This window comes from Bradyrhizobium lablabi, from assembly GCF_001440475.1.
GTDB classification, from domain to species: domain Bacteria; phylum Pseudomonadota; class Alphaproteobacteria; order Rhizobiales; family Xanthobacteraceae; genus Bradyrhizobium; species Bradyrhizobium lablabi.
Genome location: NZ_LLYB01000128.1, coordinates 22,980 through 38,550 on the forward strand (window position 1 = coordinate 22,980; position 15,571 = coordinate 38,550).

Sequence of the window (15,571 nt, forward strand, 5' to 3'; positions counted from 1 at the left end):
CATCATACGCCCCCTGAGTGTAAGGGTTAGCTCGTCCGAGGTATTCAGCCGCTCACCAAGGCGCTGTATTCTGCGTGCAGGCTTGCGGAAAAAGCGGAGCGGCAATTCCCGAGTTCAGGATTGTTGGGTTGGCGGAAGTACCCAGCCTTGCGATCCGAGAGAGGAGCCCCGGCGCGCGCAGCGTCGGGGTTCTCTTTCTGCGTGGTCAGCCTTGCAGATAGCGCGCTTCGAGATGGGCGCGTTCGGCCTTGCCGAGACCGAGGCCGTCGCGGAGATAGGTTTTAAGATCGCCGTAGTCGGCGTCGATCGCCTCGAAGGCGGCGGCGAGGAACGATGCCTGCACCGAGCCAAGCACCTGCCTGATGTCGTCAGGCAGGTCGGTGCTGTGATTGGGATCCCGTCGGTAGAAACGGTTGGTCAGCAGATAATCTTCCGAAATGATGTCCTCGGAAACGCCGAGCGCATGCAGGATCAGCGCGCAGGCAAAGCCGGTGCGGTCCTTGCCGGCGGTGCAATGGATCACCAGCGGCGCACGGTCTTCCAAAAGATGCGCAAACAGCGACCGGAAGTGCCGCGTGTTCTTCTGCACGTAGCTGCGGTAGGAGTCGCGCATCACCTCGACGGCGTGATCCGTCGACAGTGGCGTTCCGGCGGCCACGATTGCGCGCAGCGCCGCGACCACCGTGGGTTCGACCGGCAGCGAGTGGACGGTGATATCAGGCATGCCGCACAGGGCGGCGGTGCGCTCCTCGGTGCCGCGAAAGTCGAACGCGCTGCGGACGCCGAGCTCCCGCAGGACGGCGACATCGTTATCGGTGAGGTGGCCGAGATGGTTGGAGCGAAAGATCTGCCGCCAGCGCACGGTCCGGCCGTCGCTCGTGGGATAGCCGCCGAGATCGCGGAAATTGCTGGCGCCGGAGAGATTGAGATGGCGGTCGGGGGAGGCAGGGGATTCTGACATTGGCGGTTTGTACGATCTCGTGCTGCGAACAAATGAAAGGGCATGCCGATCGCCCGCAGATTTTCTATGCGCTAGCGTTCGTGAAGGGAAGGGGATCGAAAATCCGAAAGCGGAAGAGGCCGCCAACGGAGGCGGCCTCTGGGCTACTTCTTTGGCGGCACCTTGACCGGGATATGCGGCGTGGTGCTAACCACCTTGACGCTTCCATCCGAAGCAAAACTCCTGAGCGTTTCCAGCACTAGGAAGAACTTCTCCGCAAGCATGGCGGGACCTCCTCTGGCTAGTTGATTTGAGGTAGAGATTATCATCACTGCAGGGCAGGGACCACAATTTAGGAAAGGCTGAGGCCGCCAATCGAGACGGCCACAACTGGTCCCGGCTGGATGGCGAGGCGGTAGGCGACCCCGTATACCCCAGAGAGGCGTTCCCCCGCCTGTTGCTTGCTGCGCTGCGGCGCCAGCAGCCCCGTCGTATGATCTTCGCTTCAATTCGCGGATCCGTCCCCTTTGGACAACTTGGAAACGCTTTGTCACCGTCATAAAACTTTCATGCAACATCCCGATGGAGACATCGTTGAACGTGCGGCAGCCAGTCGTGAGCGATTCCGGCGCAGCTATTGCCGTGCGACCGGCTGAACAGGCGGAAATCGAACTAAAGCTGCTCGCGCCGCACGGCGCCCTCGAAAAACTACGCGAGATGCCCGTCATCATGCAGCATGCGCGCAACCGCGGCGCGTTTCGCTGGCTGGAAACGGTGTACTACGACACGCCGGAACACCTTCTATTCCAACGTGGCATGTCGCTGCGCGTGCGACGGAGCGGCAAACACTTCATCCAGACACTGAAGCTTCTACCTAATATCGGACAGCCCCTGACCCGACGGCAGTGGGAAGCGCCGGTTGACGACCTCACCCCTGATCTGGCGCGGCTTCCCGCCGACGAGGTCGGCGATCCCGTGACGACGCTGACCAACGACGCGCTGGTGCCGGTTTTCGCGACGAGGGTTCGCCGGCATGCGCGGCAACTCGAGCTATCCGATGCTTCTGTTGAAATCGCATTCGACGAGGGGACGATCGAGGTCGACGGGCGCAAGGAAGTCCTATCCGAAATCGAACTCGAATTGAAGAGCGGCAATGCCGGCGTCCTGTTCGATCTCGGAACGCAGTTGCTCGACGCTGCGCCGCTACAGGTCGGCACGCGTAGCAAGGCCGAGCGCGGCTATGCGCTCGCGTTCGACGTCGTGCAGCCGGCGGCGAAAGCCGAGTTGGTCAGCATTACTGCCGAGCATATGGTCGACGACGTCATCGCACTCCTGATCGGGACCTGCTGGCATCACCTTTTGAAAAATCACGTGGTGGCGCAGGAGGGGGCGGACCCCGAAGGCGTGCACCAGATGCGCGTCGCCTTGCGCCGCTTGCGGACGATATGTGCGCTGTTCCGTCGCGATATTCCGTCGCCAGCGTTCCAGGCGGTCAACGAGGAGGCGAGGTGGCTGATGCAGCAGCTCGGCCCGGCGCGGGATTGGGATGTCTTCGCCGAGACGACCATCACTCGGCTGGTCGCGGCGGCTCCGGAGGTCGATCTCGGCGGCCTGCGCGAGGCGGTCGAACGGCAGCGCAAATCAAGCTACGCCGCGTTGCAGGCCGTTCTCGCCGAGCCCCGTTGCAGCCGTTTCCTGCTTTCGCTGGGGCAATTGGTGGAACGCCGTGGCTGGCGCAACGAGATCGGCAATGAAGCGCTGGCCGTCCTGTCGCTCCCGATGCCGACGCTCGCGGATAAGATCTTGGCGCGCTTGCATCGCAAGGCGCTCAGGCGTGGCGCGCATTTCCGGAAGCTCAACGTCTATGCGCAGCACGATCTCAGAATCGACCTCAAGAAGCTGCGCTATGCGGCGGAGTTCTTCTTGCCGCTTTATGCCACGCATGCGCCGGCGAAGCGCTACGTGAAGCGGCTCGCCGGGCTCCAGACCAGTCTTGGACGCGCGTGCGACATCGCAAGCGGCCGCATTCTGCTCGACGCCATCAGGCAGGAAGACCGGCCTGCGCTTCATCTCGCCATCGGCGCAGTGGCCGGTTGGCAAGCCCGTGATCAGATTGCGGTGGCAAAAACGCTGCGCAAGAGATGGCGGCGATTCAAGACGGCGCCTGCATTCTGGGGGCGGTAAAGTCCGGCAGGCGCAACGGCCGATCTCGTGCTGCGGACAAACGACGCAAGGGCATGTCGCCCGCTCCCGTCTCGTCTATACTGAACTCTGCAATCTGCAAGGGGCGAAACATGAATTGTCTTGGGAATAAGGTTTTTGGTGCGGCGCTATGCGCTGCGGCGATTGCAACGATCTCGCCAGCCGCGTTCGCGCAGTCCACCTTCCGGAACTATCGTTGCGCCGACGGATCGCAATTCATGGTCGGATTTTTCCAGTACGACAAGCGCGCCCATCTGCAGCTCGACGGCAAGGCGCTGACGCTGCCCAGGCGTTGGACCCTTTCGGGCTCGCGCTATCAAGCAAAGGGCGTGACCTTACGAATTACCAAGGCCGGGGTTACGACGCTCAAGCACGCCAGACGGGAGACGACGACATGCGAGCAGACATGAAAAAGGGCCGAAACGCTTTCGTTCCGACCCTTTTCTAGTTCTCCGTCCGCGCCTCGTTTGCCGGGCGCGTCCCTGCCAAACACCTCCTAGGCATCAGTGATCCCGCTCGTTGCTGGCGTCCTGGATCGCCGCAGCGTGGTACCAGCTATCGCAGCAGTCGGCGAGGTTGACCGGCTGGGCAGCGGCAAACTCGGTCACGGCTTTGGTCTCGCCATAGCGGCGTCCCCCGAGAGCCGCCCGGCCCCCGGCTGGGAATTGGTAGATCTTGGCAGTCCCCTGATTCAAACCCGTAGTCATCATTGCAAGTCTCCTTCTGTCGACGCGCGAGCCTCCATGGTGCGCCCGACTCGTTCTTGAGTGGTTACGCAAGTCGATATTGTCGGTGCTCCGGGCGGGTGCAAGTGACCAATAGAACGGCAGATTTTGTCTATTTCGTAGGCAGTTTCGGCGCTGCTTCCTGCGAGGCAGCAGTTGCGTGATCAACGCGTGGGCCAGCGGGATGGTTGCTCGGCCAGGTCGGCGCCCAAGGCGGGGGCGTCAAAAGGATGCCGCAGCTTTAAGCGTTTAGTGGCAGGCAAGCGGAAATGCCGGAGAAATGGGCTGGATTCGGGCTCCGACCCCGGACCAGAACCGCCTGATTTGCAGGCCTGCCGCGCTCCTATGTCGCAGCTTTTATTTTAGGCCGGACCCGGCAAGCCCTGTGGATGATCGATGCCGCAGCGCAGCGACTGGCACGTTCCATGCTTAGTAAGACGTGGCCTGACGTGGCCGGGTACACGTATGCGAAAGACCTCCGGGGGGCTGGGCGTCACACCTCAGATTTCAAGCGTCGGTCTTCCGCATTTCACAGAAGCAACTCAAGAGAGGCTCAATGACCAAGTACAAGCTCGAGTATATTTGGCTCGACGGCTATACGCCGACGCCGAGTTTGCGCGGCAAAACGCAGATCAAGGAATTCGACAAGTTCCCGACGCTGGAACAGCTTCCGCTGTGGGGTTTTGACGGTTCGTCCACCAATCAGGCCGAAGGCCACAGCTCCGATTGCGTGCTGAAGCCGGTCGCCGTGTATCCGGATGCTGCGCGTGAAAACGGCGCGCTGGTGATGTGCGAAGTCATGATGCCCGATGGCAAGACCCCGCATGCCTCGAACAAGCGCGCGACCATCCTCGACGATGAAGGCGCCTGGTTCGGCTTCGAGCAGGAATATTTCTTCTACAAGGACGGCCGTCCGCTCGGTTTCCCGTCGGATGGCTATCCGGCGCCGCAGGGCCCGTACTACACCGGCGTCGGCTATTCGAACGTCGGCAGCGTTGCCCGCAAGATCGTGGAAGAGCACCTCAACCTCTGCCTCGCCGCTGGCATCAACCACGAAGGCATCAACGCCGAAGTGGCGAAGGGCCAGTGGGAATTCCAGATCTTCGGCAAGGGCTCCAAGACCGCTGCCGACCAGATGTGGATGGCCCGCTACCTGATGCTGCGCCTCACCGAATCCTACGGCATCGACATCGAATTCCACTGCAAGCCGCTCGGCGATACCGACTGGAACGGCTCGGGCATGCACGCCAACTTCTCGACCAAGTACATGCGCGAAGTCGGCGGCAAGGAATACTTCGAGAAGCTGATGGGCGCCTTTGAGAAGAATCTCATGGACCACATTGCGGTCTACGGGCCGGACAATGACAAGCGCCTGACCGGCAAGCACGAGACCGCGCCCTGGAACAAGTTCAGCTACGGCGTGGCCGACCGCGGCGCCTCGATCCGCGTTCCGCACTCCTTCGTCAACAACGGCTACAAGGGTTATCTGGAAGACCGCCGCCCGAACTCCCAAGGCGACCCCTACCAGATCGCTTCGCAGATCCTGAAGACCATCTCGGAAGTCCCGACCGGGGCCAAGGCGGCCGCGGCTTAAGGCACGAACGACAGGCCCCGGGACACCGGGGGGCAAAAGATGATCCGCCAAGGCAAAACCGCCTTGGCGGATCATTGCGTTTTGATGACACGGCTTCCTGATGGGATTTTAAATAGGCCGGCTCAAGCCCGTTCCCCTGCGTTATGAACCGCGCTAGAGACAACGGGGTAGGATTGCCGGGGACACGGCATTGTTTGAGGGATTTTACAAGGTCAGGTTTCAGCTTGGCGCTTCGGTCGGCCGCAGCGTGATGTATGCGCGCGACGGCAAGATGCTGGGCGGCAACTCGGCCTTTGCCCATATCGGCACCTACGAAAAGCAGGACGACGGCGTCGACATCGTGATCCAGACGGTGCGCCACAATCCGGACCCGGCCTATCGCGCGATGGCCGGCACCGACGATGCCACGCTGCTGGCGAAGGGCAGGGCAGACGGAAGCCTCTACCGCTTTGAAGGGGGCTTGAAGGAATTGCCCGGCGTGGCGTTCCACTCGGTGATGACGCCGATCGAGCAGGACGCCATACCGATCGCTGGCGGTGTCGGCGAGGGCGGTATCGTCAACGGCCTCTACTCCATCCACGTTCGCCTGCTCGACGGTGTCGAGGGTGGCCTGACCGGCGTGATGCTGCTCAATGAGGGACGCATCCTCGGGGGCGACGCATCCTTCTACTATGTCGGGACCTACACGTCGGAGAAAGGCCGCTGGAAGGGCCAGATCCTCAATCAGGAGCATACGCCATCGATGGGCGAAAACCCGATCTTCGGCGGCCATGAAGTCGGCATCGGTTTTTCCGGATCCTGCGACGGAGAAGGTGCGTTGCTGGAGGCGACGGCGCTCGCCGGCAAGCGCAGCCTTCGCATGACCGCGGTGCTGAAGCTGATGCGGCGGGTGTAGCGGCCGATGAGCGATGCCATCCGCGTGCTCTCGACGCTGGCGTTGAAGGGCGCCGTCCACGGCCTGGCCGGCCAGTATCAGGCGGCCGGCGGCGTGCGCATCGATGCCGATTTCGCGCCCACCCTGGCGCTGCTGGATCGCTTGCGCGCAGGCGAAGCCGCCGACGTCGTGATCCTGACCCGCGAGGGGCTGGACGAGGTCGCCCGCGAGGGGCGGGTGGCCGCGGAGAGCTGCGTGGACCTGGCCCGCTCGTGGGTCGGCATCGCCGTGAAGGCTGGGGCGCCCCATCCCGACATCGCCACCGAGGCCGCGCTGCGCGCGACGTTGCTCGGCGCGCGCGTGGCCTATTCGCGGCTTGGCGCCAGCGGCATCCTGTTCGCCAAGCTGATCGAGCGGCTCGGCATTGCCGCCGCCATCAATGCCCGCGCCGTCATCATCCCGCAAGGCTTCACCGCCGAGCGGCTCGTAACCGGCGAGGCCGATCTAGCGGTTCAGCAGATCAGCGAGTTGAAGCAGGTCGGCGGCATCGAGGTGGTCGGGCCCATTCCGCGCGAACTGCAGACGCCTGCGGTGTTTTCGGCGGGACGAATGGCGGAGGCGCAGAACGCGGGCGAAGCAGATCGGCTGCTGCGCTACCTCGCTTCGCCCGATGTCGCGCCGCTGCTGCGCGAGAGCGGGCTCGACCCTTGAATTTGGCGTCGCGTCGAAGCAACCTGTGCCTCATGAAGGAGACGTTCCGAAACCTGCTGATCGTGACCGTTACCGCAGCCGTCGCGCCGACGCCCTTGGCTGCGCAATCGGCCGACCTTGTGTTGTGCGACCGCGTGGCTGCCGATCCCGCGGATCCAGACAAGCCAGCCGATGCGAAAGGCGTGCCCGACATTGGCGCCTCCGATATCGCCACGGCCATCAAGTTTTGCAGGAACGCCGCGAACGCGTCGCGGCGTGCGATGTACCAGCTCGGGCGCGCCTACGCCGCCAATCGGCAACTACCGGAAGCGATGGCGGCCTGGCGCAAGGCGGCCGACAAGGGCTCGACCTCGGCGATGGTCGAACTCGGCGTGCTCTACGGAACCGGCGCCGGCGTCGCGCGCGATGAGGCGCAGGCGCGAAAACTGTTCGAGCGCGCGGCGCAAGCCGGCAATCCGCGGGGAATCAGCAATCTCGCAGCGCTCGGCGGCGGCGCGTCATCCGATCCGGCGCGTGCGCGTGAATTACTGTCGAAGGGCGCCGAGACCAATGCCGAGGCGCAGTATCAGCTCGGCATGATGCTGGCGGAAGGTAATGGCGGGACCAAGGACGATGCCGCCGCTCGCGCGCTGTTCGAGAAGGCGGCGGCGCAAAATCATCCCGGCGCGCTGGAGCGAATGGGCGCGTTCGCGCAGGAAGGCCGCGGCGGACCAAAGGATGCGGAGGCCGCGAAGACCTACTATCAGCGCGCTGCGGCGCTCGGTGACGAGGACGCGAAGAAAGCGCTGGAGCGGCTGCGCTGTCCCTATGCGATCAAAGACAAGCGCGGAAACGTGGTCACCAATCTGTGCTTCTGAGCAGCTACGCTTACTCCCGGATCAGCACGACCCCGGCGATCAACAGAACCGCGCCCGCGAGCCGTGCAGCCCCAATGGGATGCGGCGTCAACCCGAACGCTCCGAAATGATCGAGCGTCACCGCGGCGAGTACCTGGCCGGCAATGACCAGCGCAAACAGCGTCGCCGCACCCAGCGAGGGCAGCAACAGGATCGCCAGCAGAATGAACGCGCCGCCGAACACGCCGCCGGACCACGCATACCACGGCACGTCGGCCATGGTTTTCCAGGACGGCAAGCGCTCGCCGAGCGCAATGACCGCGACAATCATGGTGATGAGCCCGCCGGCATAGCTGACCAGTCCCGCCCATGCGGGTGAATCCAGCGCGGTGCGCAGGCTGCCATTCAGGATCTGCTGCGTGACCACGCTGACGCCGGCGCCAAGCGCGAGGAGATAGAAGAAATATTGCACGTGATCCCCCGTTCATTCCGTGCCGGCGGAGCGATCCGGCATTGCAAGCCGAAGACAACGCGAATAGCGGGATCGGAACAAGAGGGACCGTAGCGCCATTATTGCGGGGCAGGGGCTCGCCAATAAGCGGAGCTTGTTATGATCCGAAAACTGCAATCGGGCGAATACCGGCTCTATTCCCGTAAAATTAACCCAAAAACCGGCAAGCGTCGGAATCTTGGAACCTTCAAATCACGCGCGGCGGCTGAAAAGCACGAACGGGCCGTGCAATATTTCAAGCGGCACTGAACCCGTGTGAAATCCCGGCTGGCACCTCGCCTGCGGCGGTGCTAAGCCCCCGCCAGATATTTCGGATATAGCAGGACATTTTCCGTTGCTGAACGGGCTTTACAAGGTTGAGTACGGCGTGAACGACGCGTTCGGCCGCAGCATCATGTGCATGCACAATGGCAAGCTGTTGGGCGGCAATTCCGCTTTTGCCCATCTCGGCACCTATCAGGAGATCGGCGGGGAGATCGTCGGCGAGGTCATCACCCAGCGCTACAATGACGATCCCTACTACAAGCCGCTGATGGACACCGACGTCGCCGCCATCAGCGTGCGGGGCAAGCTGAAGGGCAACAATATTCGCTTCGAGGGCAGCGCCGCGCCGCGGCCGGGCGCCTTGTTCTGGGCCAACCTGACGCGGCTCGACGATGAGGCGCTGCCGCCGGTCGGCATCGTCGGGCCGGGCGGTATCACCAACGGCCTCTATTCCCTGCAGCTTCGCGCGCTCGACGGTGTCGAGGCGGGCCTGTCGGGCGTCATGCTGCTGCTGGACGGCCGCATCCTCGGCGGCGACGCCTTTTTCTATTATCTCGGCTCCTACGCTTCGGCCGATGGCCGCTGGAAGGGTGAGATCCTCAATCAGGAGCACACGCCGGCGAAAGGCGAGAACCCCGTGTTCGGCGGCCACGAGGTGGGCATTGGCTTTACCGGCACCTGCGACGAAGCGGGGGCTGAGCTCGAAGCCATTGCGCTGGCCGGCAAGCGCAGCCTGCGGCTGGCCGCGACGCTGAAGCTGATGCGGCCGGCCTAGAGTTCATAGCGTTTTCAAGCGAAGTGGATACCGGTTCGCGTCAAGAAAGCGCGTCAAAATAGGAATCCAGCGCGCCATCGCTTCTGACCGATTCAGAAGCGTTGGCGCTTCCGCCGCGCGTAGAACCAGGCGGTGAGGGCAACCGGCGCGCCAAGCGTTAGCCAGGAAAAATAGCGGCCCAAACCTTCGTACAACAGGGCGCTCAACAATCCTGCGATAGATAGCGCGCCGATCAAGAGCGGGCCGCCATATACCGTCAGCCAATTGCCGCTGGATCGTGGTTTGCGTGCGTCGATCATCGCGCCGGCTGTAGCGAAGGCTGTTTCGCGATCGCGTGGCTGCGATGCTTGCGGCGCTTGACGATCCACAGGTATAGCCCGCTGCCGATGACGACGATGGTCATGACGTCGAGCAATGCCCAGATGATTTTCAGCGGCATGCCGCCATAGTCGCCGAAATGCAGCGGCTGCGAGACCAGCAGCGCCTTCAGATAAACGGGAAGGTCGCGCGCGTCGGAGACTTCGCCGGTTTCGCCGTCGAGCAGCACCGGCTTGAGCAGCCGCGAGGTCAGCGGCGTGTCGCCGCGCATGAAGACCGCGAAATGGTGCGAACTGGTGAACGGTGTGCCCGGAAAGGCAACGAACGAGACGTTCATGCCGGGCGCGGTTTTGTGCGCATTCGCGAGCGTCGTATCGAGCGAGGCCAGATGCACCGGCGGCGGCTTGCCGGCGTATGGCTTGACCATGTCGGCGAGCTCGTTGGCTTTCCACTGGCCCAGCATTACCTCCGCAAGCGTGTTGATGACGCCGGTGGCGCCGACCACCAGCGCCCAGGCGATGGTCACCGCGCCGAGCAGATTGTGCCAGTCGAACCAGGCGATGCGGCGCGACTTGTCCCTGAGTGTGCCAAACTTCAGGCGGCGCGTGAACGGCCAATACAGCACCACGCCGGAGACGATCGCGACCAGGAACAGGAATCCCATGGCGCCGAGGAATAGCTTGCCGGGCTGTCCCGCAAACATGTCGACGTGGAGCTTGAGGAAGATCAGCATCGGGCCGCCGCCGACCGGGCCAAGCGGCTTGGCGGTGTGAGCGTCGTATGCCCGGAGCGTCGCCGCATCCGGATCGCCATCGACCTTGTTGTTGGTGAAGGCGATCACGTTGTTCGGTTCGTCCTTGTCCCACGAGATGTATTGCAGGACGCGGCCGGGATCGTGCGCCAGCGCGGTGCGGGCGATCTCGTCGATGCTCCGTTTCACCGCGCCCGGCTGGGCGATCTCGGGCTTCGGATCGTAGCCGAGCAGCTCATCGACCTCGTGATGGAAGATCAGCGGCAGGCCGGTGATGCACAACAGCAGCAGGAACAGCGTCGATATCAGGCTGCTCCAGGTGTGAACCACCGACCAGATGCGAACGGTTCTGGCTTTCAGCGCAGCCTCCCTTCGATCGCTCCTACCACTTGAAGGCGAGGCTCGCCGTCACCCGGCGCCGATCGCCGTAGAAGCAGGCGTTCGTCGACGAACAGTTCGCCACATAGGTTGTGTCGGCGACGTTGATGACATTGAGGGCCGCGCGCCAGTTCTGCCATTCGTAGTGGACGGTGGCATCGCCGAGCACCACGGAGGGGACGGGCATCAGGTTGATATTGTCGGCAAAGGAGCCGCCGATATAGCGCACGCCACCGCCGAAGCCAAAGCCGGTCAGCGGGCCTTCCTGGAAGGTGTAATCTATCCAGCCCGAGCTGAGTGTCCGGGGCGTGGCGGTCGGGACCTTCCCGATCACGGCCTGGTCCAGATCCTTGCTAACGAACAGATCATAGCTCGTGAACGCGCCGATCACCTTGAGGCCGGGGAATGGGTTGGCAACGGCTTCCAGCTCGATGCCGCGCGAGGTCCACTCGCCGTTCTGCATCTGCAGATTTGGCGGGATGCTATTGGGATTGGTGGTAAGCACATTTTGGCGCTTCAGGTCGAACAGAGCGACGCCGAAATGGCCATTGAAACCGTTGGGCTGGAATTTCAATCCGACTTCAGTTTGCTGGCCGGTCTCCGGCAACAGCAGCTGGCCGGAACTGAGCCCGATGATCGGATTGTAACTCGTGGCGTAGGAGACGTAGGGGGCAAGGCCGGAATCAAAGTTGTAGATCAGTCCGGCGCGTCCGCTGAACTTGCTGTCTTCGCGGCTTTGACCTGCGCCGATGTGGTTGTTGTTGTCGGTTGCGACCCAATCGTTGCGGCCGCTCAGTACGAGCGTAAAGCGGTCGAGCTTGATCTGGTCCTGCATGTAGAAGCCAAGCTGCTTCTGTGTAAGCGTCGTGTCCTGATAGGGAGCGCCGTTGAAGCGCGCCGTCGGTGTATAGACCGGGTTCAGGAGATTGAGCGGCGTGGCGCCGCCGAACCCTTGCCAGTCGTCGATTCTGTAAGTTTTGAGGTCCAGGCCGAACAGCGCGGTGTGCCGGAGAATGCCGGTGTTGAAGCGATATTCCAGCTGGCTGTCGAGATTGCCCTGATTGGCGATACCGTGGGTGAGGAAGTTGCCACGTGCCAACGAGGCCGTCGCGGGGTCTCCGTTGACATAGCCGAGGCCAAACAGCGTCGATAGCGTAACGTCAACATGGGCGAAGCGGGCGTTTTGCCGGAAGGTCACGTCGTCGGAGAGATTGCGCTCGAACTGGTAGCCGATCATCTCCTGCTCGCGCTTGAAGGTGTCGACACTGGGATCGCTGGCAAACAGGCGGGTCGGAATCCGGCCGAACGGCGCGTTAACGACGGTGCCAATATACGGCAGGAAGTTCTCGCTGCGAGTCTCCAACTTCGAAGCTGACGCCAGCACGGTGAATGTCGTATCGGCATCGGGCTTCCAGGTCAGCGACGGCGCGATGAAGTAGTTATTGTTGGGCGTGAAATCGACCTGTGTACCGCCGTTCTGGATCTGGCCGACCACACGATAGAACAGCTTGCCGTTTTCGGGTGCGGTTGCGACCGGGCCGCCAAAATCAAACCCGAAATACGCATTGCCGAAATTATTGACGCCGGTCTCAAGGTAGCGGATCGGCTCTACCGGGGGCGTCTTGCTGACCGCGTTGACGATGCCGCCGGGGCTGGAGCCGCCATACAGCACGGCGGAGGGGCCGCGCAGCACCTCGACGCGAGCGAGATTGAACGGCTGCAGCTTCCAGCTCGCATAGGACGTGTAGAAGAGCTGCAGACCGTCGAGGAACAGGCCGATATCGTCGGACTTGAAGCCGCGGATCAGGAACCAATCATTGCGGTTGTCCGCGCCGAAGGTGCCGGCGACAACGCCCGGCGTGTAGCGCAGGATCTCGTCGAACTTGCCGGGCTTCTGGTCGCGAATCTGCTCGCTGCCGATCACCGACAGCGACTGCGGTGTCTCCATGATCGGCGTATTGGTCTTGGTGCCCGCCATCGAGCGGCCGGCGACATAACCCTGAACGTCGCCGCGCGGGTTCTCGACGAAGCCGACTCCACGCTGCGGCTGCGGCCGGTTGGATTGCGCGGTCTGCGTTGCTCTCCGTGTTTGCCGCCGCTCTGGCGCGGCAGCGCGACGGCGCGCCTCCGGCGCTCCGACGACCACGGGGGGCAACGACTGTGCCCCGGATTGCGAGGAGCTTGACTGTGCGAACGACGCCTGCGGCCACAACGCCAATGCGGATACGGTCGCCAACGCGGCGACCTGCAACAAATCACGAGACTTCAAGGTTCGACCCCAACCTGCGAGCGACTTTGTCGCGCCTTCCCCTGTTCAGCGGCGCAACGCTTGGACGCATACGCGACGGAGTTCGATTCCTCTAATGGAAAGGCTCTTAGAGGTCTTCTTAGAAAGCTTCCAAGAAATGCTCCGTACACTGTCGATTTGCCCATCGACACTTGAAAGCTGTGGCGCGGGAACGCTCGGCAATCGTTGCTGCCTCCCCATCAGGCTAGTTCCCCAATGCGATCCGAACTCCCAGATTGAAGTCAGAATCCAGCAGTTCTCGACGGGAGTTTTCGCCATGACTGATCCAGCCGCTCCAATCCTTCCCTCGTTATCCTCAGCCCTTGCCGATGTGGTCGCCCGGACAAAATCCGCGGTCGTCTCGGTGCATTCCCATCGCTCGCGAGCCTCCGGCTTTCTCTGGAAGCCCGGCTTGATCGTGACGGCCGATGAGCCCCTGGCCGATGAAGGCGATGTCTCGATCAGGTTTTCCGACGGATCGGAACGGCGCGCGAGCATCGCCGGACGCGATCATACGACCGACATTGCCCTGCTGCGCGTCGATGGTGGAAACAGTGCGCCGGTCGCGCTTTCATCCACCGTCCCGGATCTCGGTTCGCTGGCGGTCGTCGTTGCGGCCGAGCAGGGCGTTCCGACGGTGGCGCTCGGAATGATATCGCTGGTCGGCAGCCGCTGGCGCAGCATGCGGGGTGGGGAGATCGATGCAAGGATCGAACTGGACGCGCGACTGCGGCGCCGTCACGAGGGCGGCCTTGTCATCAATGCTTCTGGAGAAGCTGTTGGCATGGTCGTTCAGGGCGTGAGACGGGTCCTTGTGATTCCCAGCGCCACGATCGAGCGGGTTGCCGCAAGGCTTGAAACCCATGGCCGTATCGCGCGGGGGTATCTTGGCGTTGGTTTGCAGCCCGTCGAACTCGACGATGGCCTCGGCGCTATGGTGATGAGCGTCGACAGGGCAGGTCCTGCGGCTGCCGCCGGCATTCGGCAGGGCGACATTATCGTTGGGTGGAACAATGAGAAGCTCTCCGGCGTCCGGTCTCTGCTACGATCCCTCGGCCCGGAAAGCATCGGCTCGGTCGTCGACGTCGCGATCAGACGCGCCGGCGAGCTGGTTCAGGTCAGGCTCACGATCGGTGAAAGGCCAGAGGCATGAACGACGCGGCGTCGCCGGTGATCGTGGTCGCGATCGAGATCGCAGATGCGGCGATGGCCGACCGGCTCGCGTCGCTGCTCAGCGGCGTAACCGGCATTCGCCTGGCGGCACCAGGAGAAGAAGCGGCGGTCGCGCTCGTCTCACGCGACCATCCGACGGTCATGGAGCCGGCCGAGATCGATCTTACGCCGCGCGAACGCGACGTGCTCCTGCTGTTGGCAGAGGGCGCATCGAACAAGGCCATTGCGCGACGGCTCGGAATATCCGTTCATACCGCAAAATTCCATGTCGGTTCGCTGCTGGACAAGCTCGACGCGACCGGCCGTACCGATGCGGTCGCGCACGCGGCACGGCTCGGTGTGATCAACCTGTGACCTGACGTGTTGAGGTTCTATCCGTGCGGCTTTTGAGGCTTGTGGCCTGACTGGCCCGGATGATTGTGCTTGTTGTGCTGGCTCTCCTGGTTGAGGCCGCCGCGGCTCACCGCAAACTCGGATTGACGGCCCTCACGCTTGGCGATGTTTGCGCCGCCATCGCGTTGCGTCCGCGCGATGTCATCCTCGACCTGTCTGGCATCCGGAACATCAGGCTTCCTTTCCAGCATGCGCAGCTGCTGCTCATGCGTCTTCTTGCCCTGCAGCGTTGTTTTCCGCGGGCCGCAATCCCGATCGTTCTGCGGCGGCCCGCGCCGCCGGTCGCGAACCTCCGCCTTGTCGATGCCGCCCTGAGCGTTGGTGTCGTTCTCGATGTCGCCCTCGAAGGTATTGGCGCCTTCGAACTCCTCCAGTTCATCCGGCGTCACCTGCGCCATCGCGGTGCCTTTCGAACCGCCGATCAGCGGATTGCGATGCAGATCGGCGTTGGTCGGCCGGCTCAGTTTCACGTGCTTGGAGCTCATGATGCGCTCCTCCCTCGCTAGCGGTTCTGCTGATGGCTCTGATGGGTGGTATTCTGGGCGGTGTTGCCCTGCTGGCCCTGCTGCTCCGGATCTTCGATACGGCCGCGATCCTTCCGGGCCTGATGGGCATTGCCGGACTTGGGATCACCGGTACCCTTGTGACTTTGATTATCCTGCGGGACGGGCGGAGGCTTGGTCATTGCGGGCTCCCGTTGTTGGTTCGCTTTGTGCTGCGAGGTCAACGCGCGGCGAACCGCGAGGGTTTCTGGCCGATTTTTCGGGAACTACATCGCCGGAGTTTCACGGAACTTGAAGGTCCGGCCGCGATGTCCTAAGCAGCGGCCGCAGCGATTT

18 protein-coding genes are annotated in these 15,571 nt (G+C 62.9%); 10 read left to right on the forward strand and 8 right to left on the reverse strand.

The genetic code is table 11. From position 1 onward, the window contains the following. Nucleotides 1-205: 205 nt before the first annotated feature. A complete protein-coding gene (locus CQ14_RS38000; RefSeq protein WP_057862864.1) occupies nt 206-961 on the reverse strand; it encodes a tyrosine-protein phosphatase in 756 nt (251 codons plus the stop codon). A gap of 579 nt (nt 962-1,540) precedes the next feature. On the opposite strand from CQ14_RS38000, the gene CQ14_RS38005 reads away from it, so the two are divergent. Both CQ14_RS38005 and CQ14_RS47740 read left to right on the forward strand, forming a co-directional pair. Then, the gene (locus CQ14_RS38005) at nt 1,541-3,124 is read left to right on the forward strand and encodes a CYTH and CHAD domain-containing protein (RefSeq protein ID WP_210183184.1); all 1,584 of its coding nucleotides are present in this window, start codon (nt 1,541-1,543) and stop codon (nt 3,122-3,124) included. A gap of 110 nt (nt 3,125-3,234) precedes the next feature. After that, nucleotides 3,235-3,552 (forward strand): MliC family protein, encoded by a 318-nt coding sequence (locus tag CQ14_RS47740; protein WP_082650214.1) that lies wholly within the window; start codon nt 3,235-3,237, stop codon nt 3,550-3,552. A gap of 93 nt (nt 3,553-3,645) precedes the next feature. On the opposite strand, the gene CQ14_RS38015 is transcribed toward CQ14_RS47740, so the two are convergent. Beyond that, nucleotides 3,646-3,849, reverse strand: a complete 204-nt coding sequence (locus CQ14_RS38015; RefSeq protein ID WP_245320851.1) for a DUF2735 domain-containing protein — start codon at nt 3,847-3,849, stop codon at nt 3,646-3,648. A 574-nt stretch (nt 3,850-4,423) separates the two neighbouring features. On the opposite strand from CQ14_RS38015, the gene CQ14_RS38020 reads away from it, so the two are divergent. The 4 genes from CQ14_RS38020 to CQ14_RS38035 all read left to right on the forward strand — a co-directional run bounded on the left by CQ14_RS38020 (nt 4,424) and on the right by CQ14_RS38035 (nt 7,903). Then, nucleotides 4,424-5,461 carry a glutamine synthetase beta-grasp domain-containing protein gene (locus tag CQ14_RS38020; protein ID WP_057862867.1) on the forward strand — a complete coding sequence of 346 codons (1,038 nt, stop codon included), beginning with the start codon at nt 4,424-4,426 and terminating at the stop codon, nt 5,459-5,461. A gap of 190 nt (nt 5,462-5,651) precedes the next feature. Continuing rightward, nucleotides 5,652-6,356, forward strand: a complete 705-nt coding sequence (locus CQ14_RS38025; RefSeq protein WP_057862868.1) for a GrlR family regulatory protein — start codon at nt 5,652-5,654, stop codon at nt 6,354-6,356. A 6-nt stretch (nt 6,357-6,362) separates the two neighbouring features. Continuing rightward, nucleotides 6,363-7,046, forward strand: coding sequence for a substrate-binding domain-containing protein (locus CQ14_RS38030; protein ID WP_057862869.1), 684 nt, complete (start codon nt 6,363-6,365; stop codon nt 7,044-7,046). 32 nt (nt 7,047-7,078) lie between these two features. Continuing rightward, nucleotides 7,079-7,903, forward strand: a complete 825-nt coding sequence (locus CQ14_RS38035) for a tetratricopeptide repeat protein (protein ID WP_082650215.1) — start codon at nt 7,079-7,081, stop codon at nt 7,901-7,903. A 10-nt stretch (nt 7,904-7,913) separates the two neighbouring features. Here CQ14_RS38035 and CQ14_RS38040 read toward each other — a convergent pair whose 3' ends face one another. Next, nucleotides 7,914-8,354 carry a DMT family transporter gene (locus CQ14_RS38040; protein ID WP_057862870.1) on the reverse strand — a complete coding sequence of 147 codons (441 nt, stop codon included), beginning with the start codon at nt 8,352-8,354 and terminating at the stop codon, nt 7,914-7,916. A 138-nt stretch (nt 8,355-8,492) separates the two neighbouring features. On the opposite strand from CQ14_RS38040, the gene CQ14_RS44245 reads away from it, so the two are divergent. Next, entirely contained in the window at nt 8,493-8,642 is a 150-nt protein-coding gene (locus tag CQ14_RS44245) for a hypothetical protein (protein ID WP_141686549.1), read from the forward strand. 85 nt (nt 8,643-8,727) lie between these two features. Beyond that, nucleotides 8,728-9,432 (forward strand): GrlR family regulatory protein, encoded by a 705-nt coding sequence (locus tag CQ14_RS38045; RefSeq protein WP_057862871.1) that lies wholly within the window; start codon nt 8,728-8,730, stop codon nt 9,430-9,432. A gap of 92 nt (nt 9,433-9,524) precedes the next feature. Here the strand turns inward: CQ14_RS38045 and CQ14_RS38050 are convergent, their stop codons facing one another. From CQ14_RS38050 to CQ14_RS38060, 3 genes are read right to left on the reverse strand one after another with little or no spacing between them, the layout of a single operon-like run. Continuing rightward, nucleotides 9,525-9,731, reverse strand: coding sequence for a hypothetical protein (locus tag CQ14_RS38050; RefSeq protein ID WP_057862872.1), 207 nt, complete (start codon nt 9,729-9,731; stop codon nt 9,525-9,527). Beyond that, nucleotides 9,728-10,831 (reverse strand): PepSY-associated TM helix domain-containing protein, encoded by a 1,104-nt coding sequence (locus tag CQ14_RS38055; protein ID WP_245320852.1) that lies wholly within the window; start codon nt 10,829-10,831, stop codon nt 9,728-9,730. The genes CQ14_RS38050 and CQ14_RS38055 overlap by 4 nt, the downstream gene beginning before the upstream one ends. Nucleotides 10,832-10,883: 52 nt before the next feature. Then, nucleotides 10,884-13,133, reverse strand: coding sequence for a TonB-dependent siderophore receptor (locus tag CQ14_RS38060; protein WP_057862874.1), 2,250 nt, complete (start codon nt 13,131-13,133; stop codon nt 10,884-10,886). A gap of 310 nt (nt 13,134-13,443) precedes the next feature. Between CQ14_RS38060 and CQ14_RS38065 the strand changes: the two genes are divergently transcribed. Together CQ14_RS38065 and CQ14_RS38070 are read left to right on the forward strand one after the other, a co-directional pair. Continuing rightward, nucleotides 13,444-14,319, forward strand: a complete 876-nt coding sequence (locus CQ14_RS38065; protein ID WP_057862875.1) for a S1C family serine protease — start codon at nt 13,444-13,446, stop codon at nt 14,317-14,319. After that, nucleotides 14,316-14,693, forward strand: a complete 378-nt coding sequence (locus tag CQ14_RS38070; RefSeq protein ID WP_057862876.1) for a response regulator transcription factor — start codon at nt 14,316-14,318, stop codon at nt 14,691-14,693. Before CQ14_RS38065 ends, CQ14_RS38070 begins: the two co-directional genes overlap by 4 nt. A gap of 17 nt (nt 14,694-14,710) precedes the next feature. On the opposite strand, the gene CQ14_RS47355 is transcribed toward CQ14_RS38070, so the two are convergent. Continuing rightward, a complete protein-coding gene (locus CQ14_RS47355) occupies nt 14,711-15,217 on the reverse strand; it encodes a hypothetical protein (protein ID WP_245320854.1) in 507 nt (168 codons plus the stop codon). 17 nt (nt 15,218-15,234) lie between these two features. Beyond that, complete coding sequence (locus tag CQ14_RS42965) at nt 15,235-15,417, reverse strand: hypothetical protein (RefSeq protein WP_082650216.1); 183 nt, start codon at nt 15,415-15,417, stop codon at nt 15,235-15,237. Nucleotides 15,418-15,571: the final 154 nt, after the last annotated feature.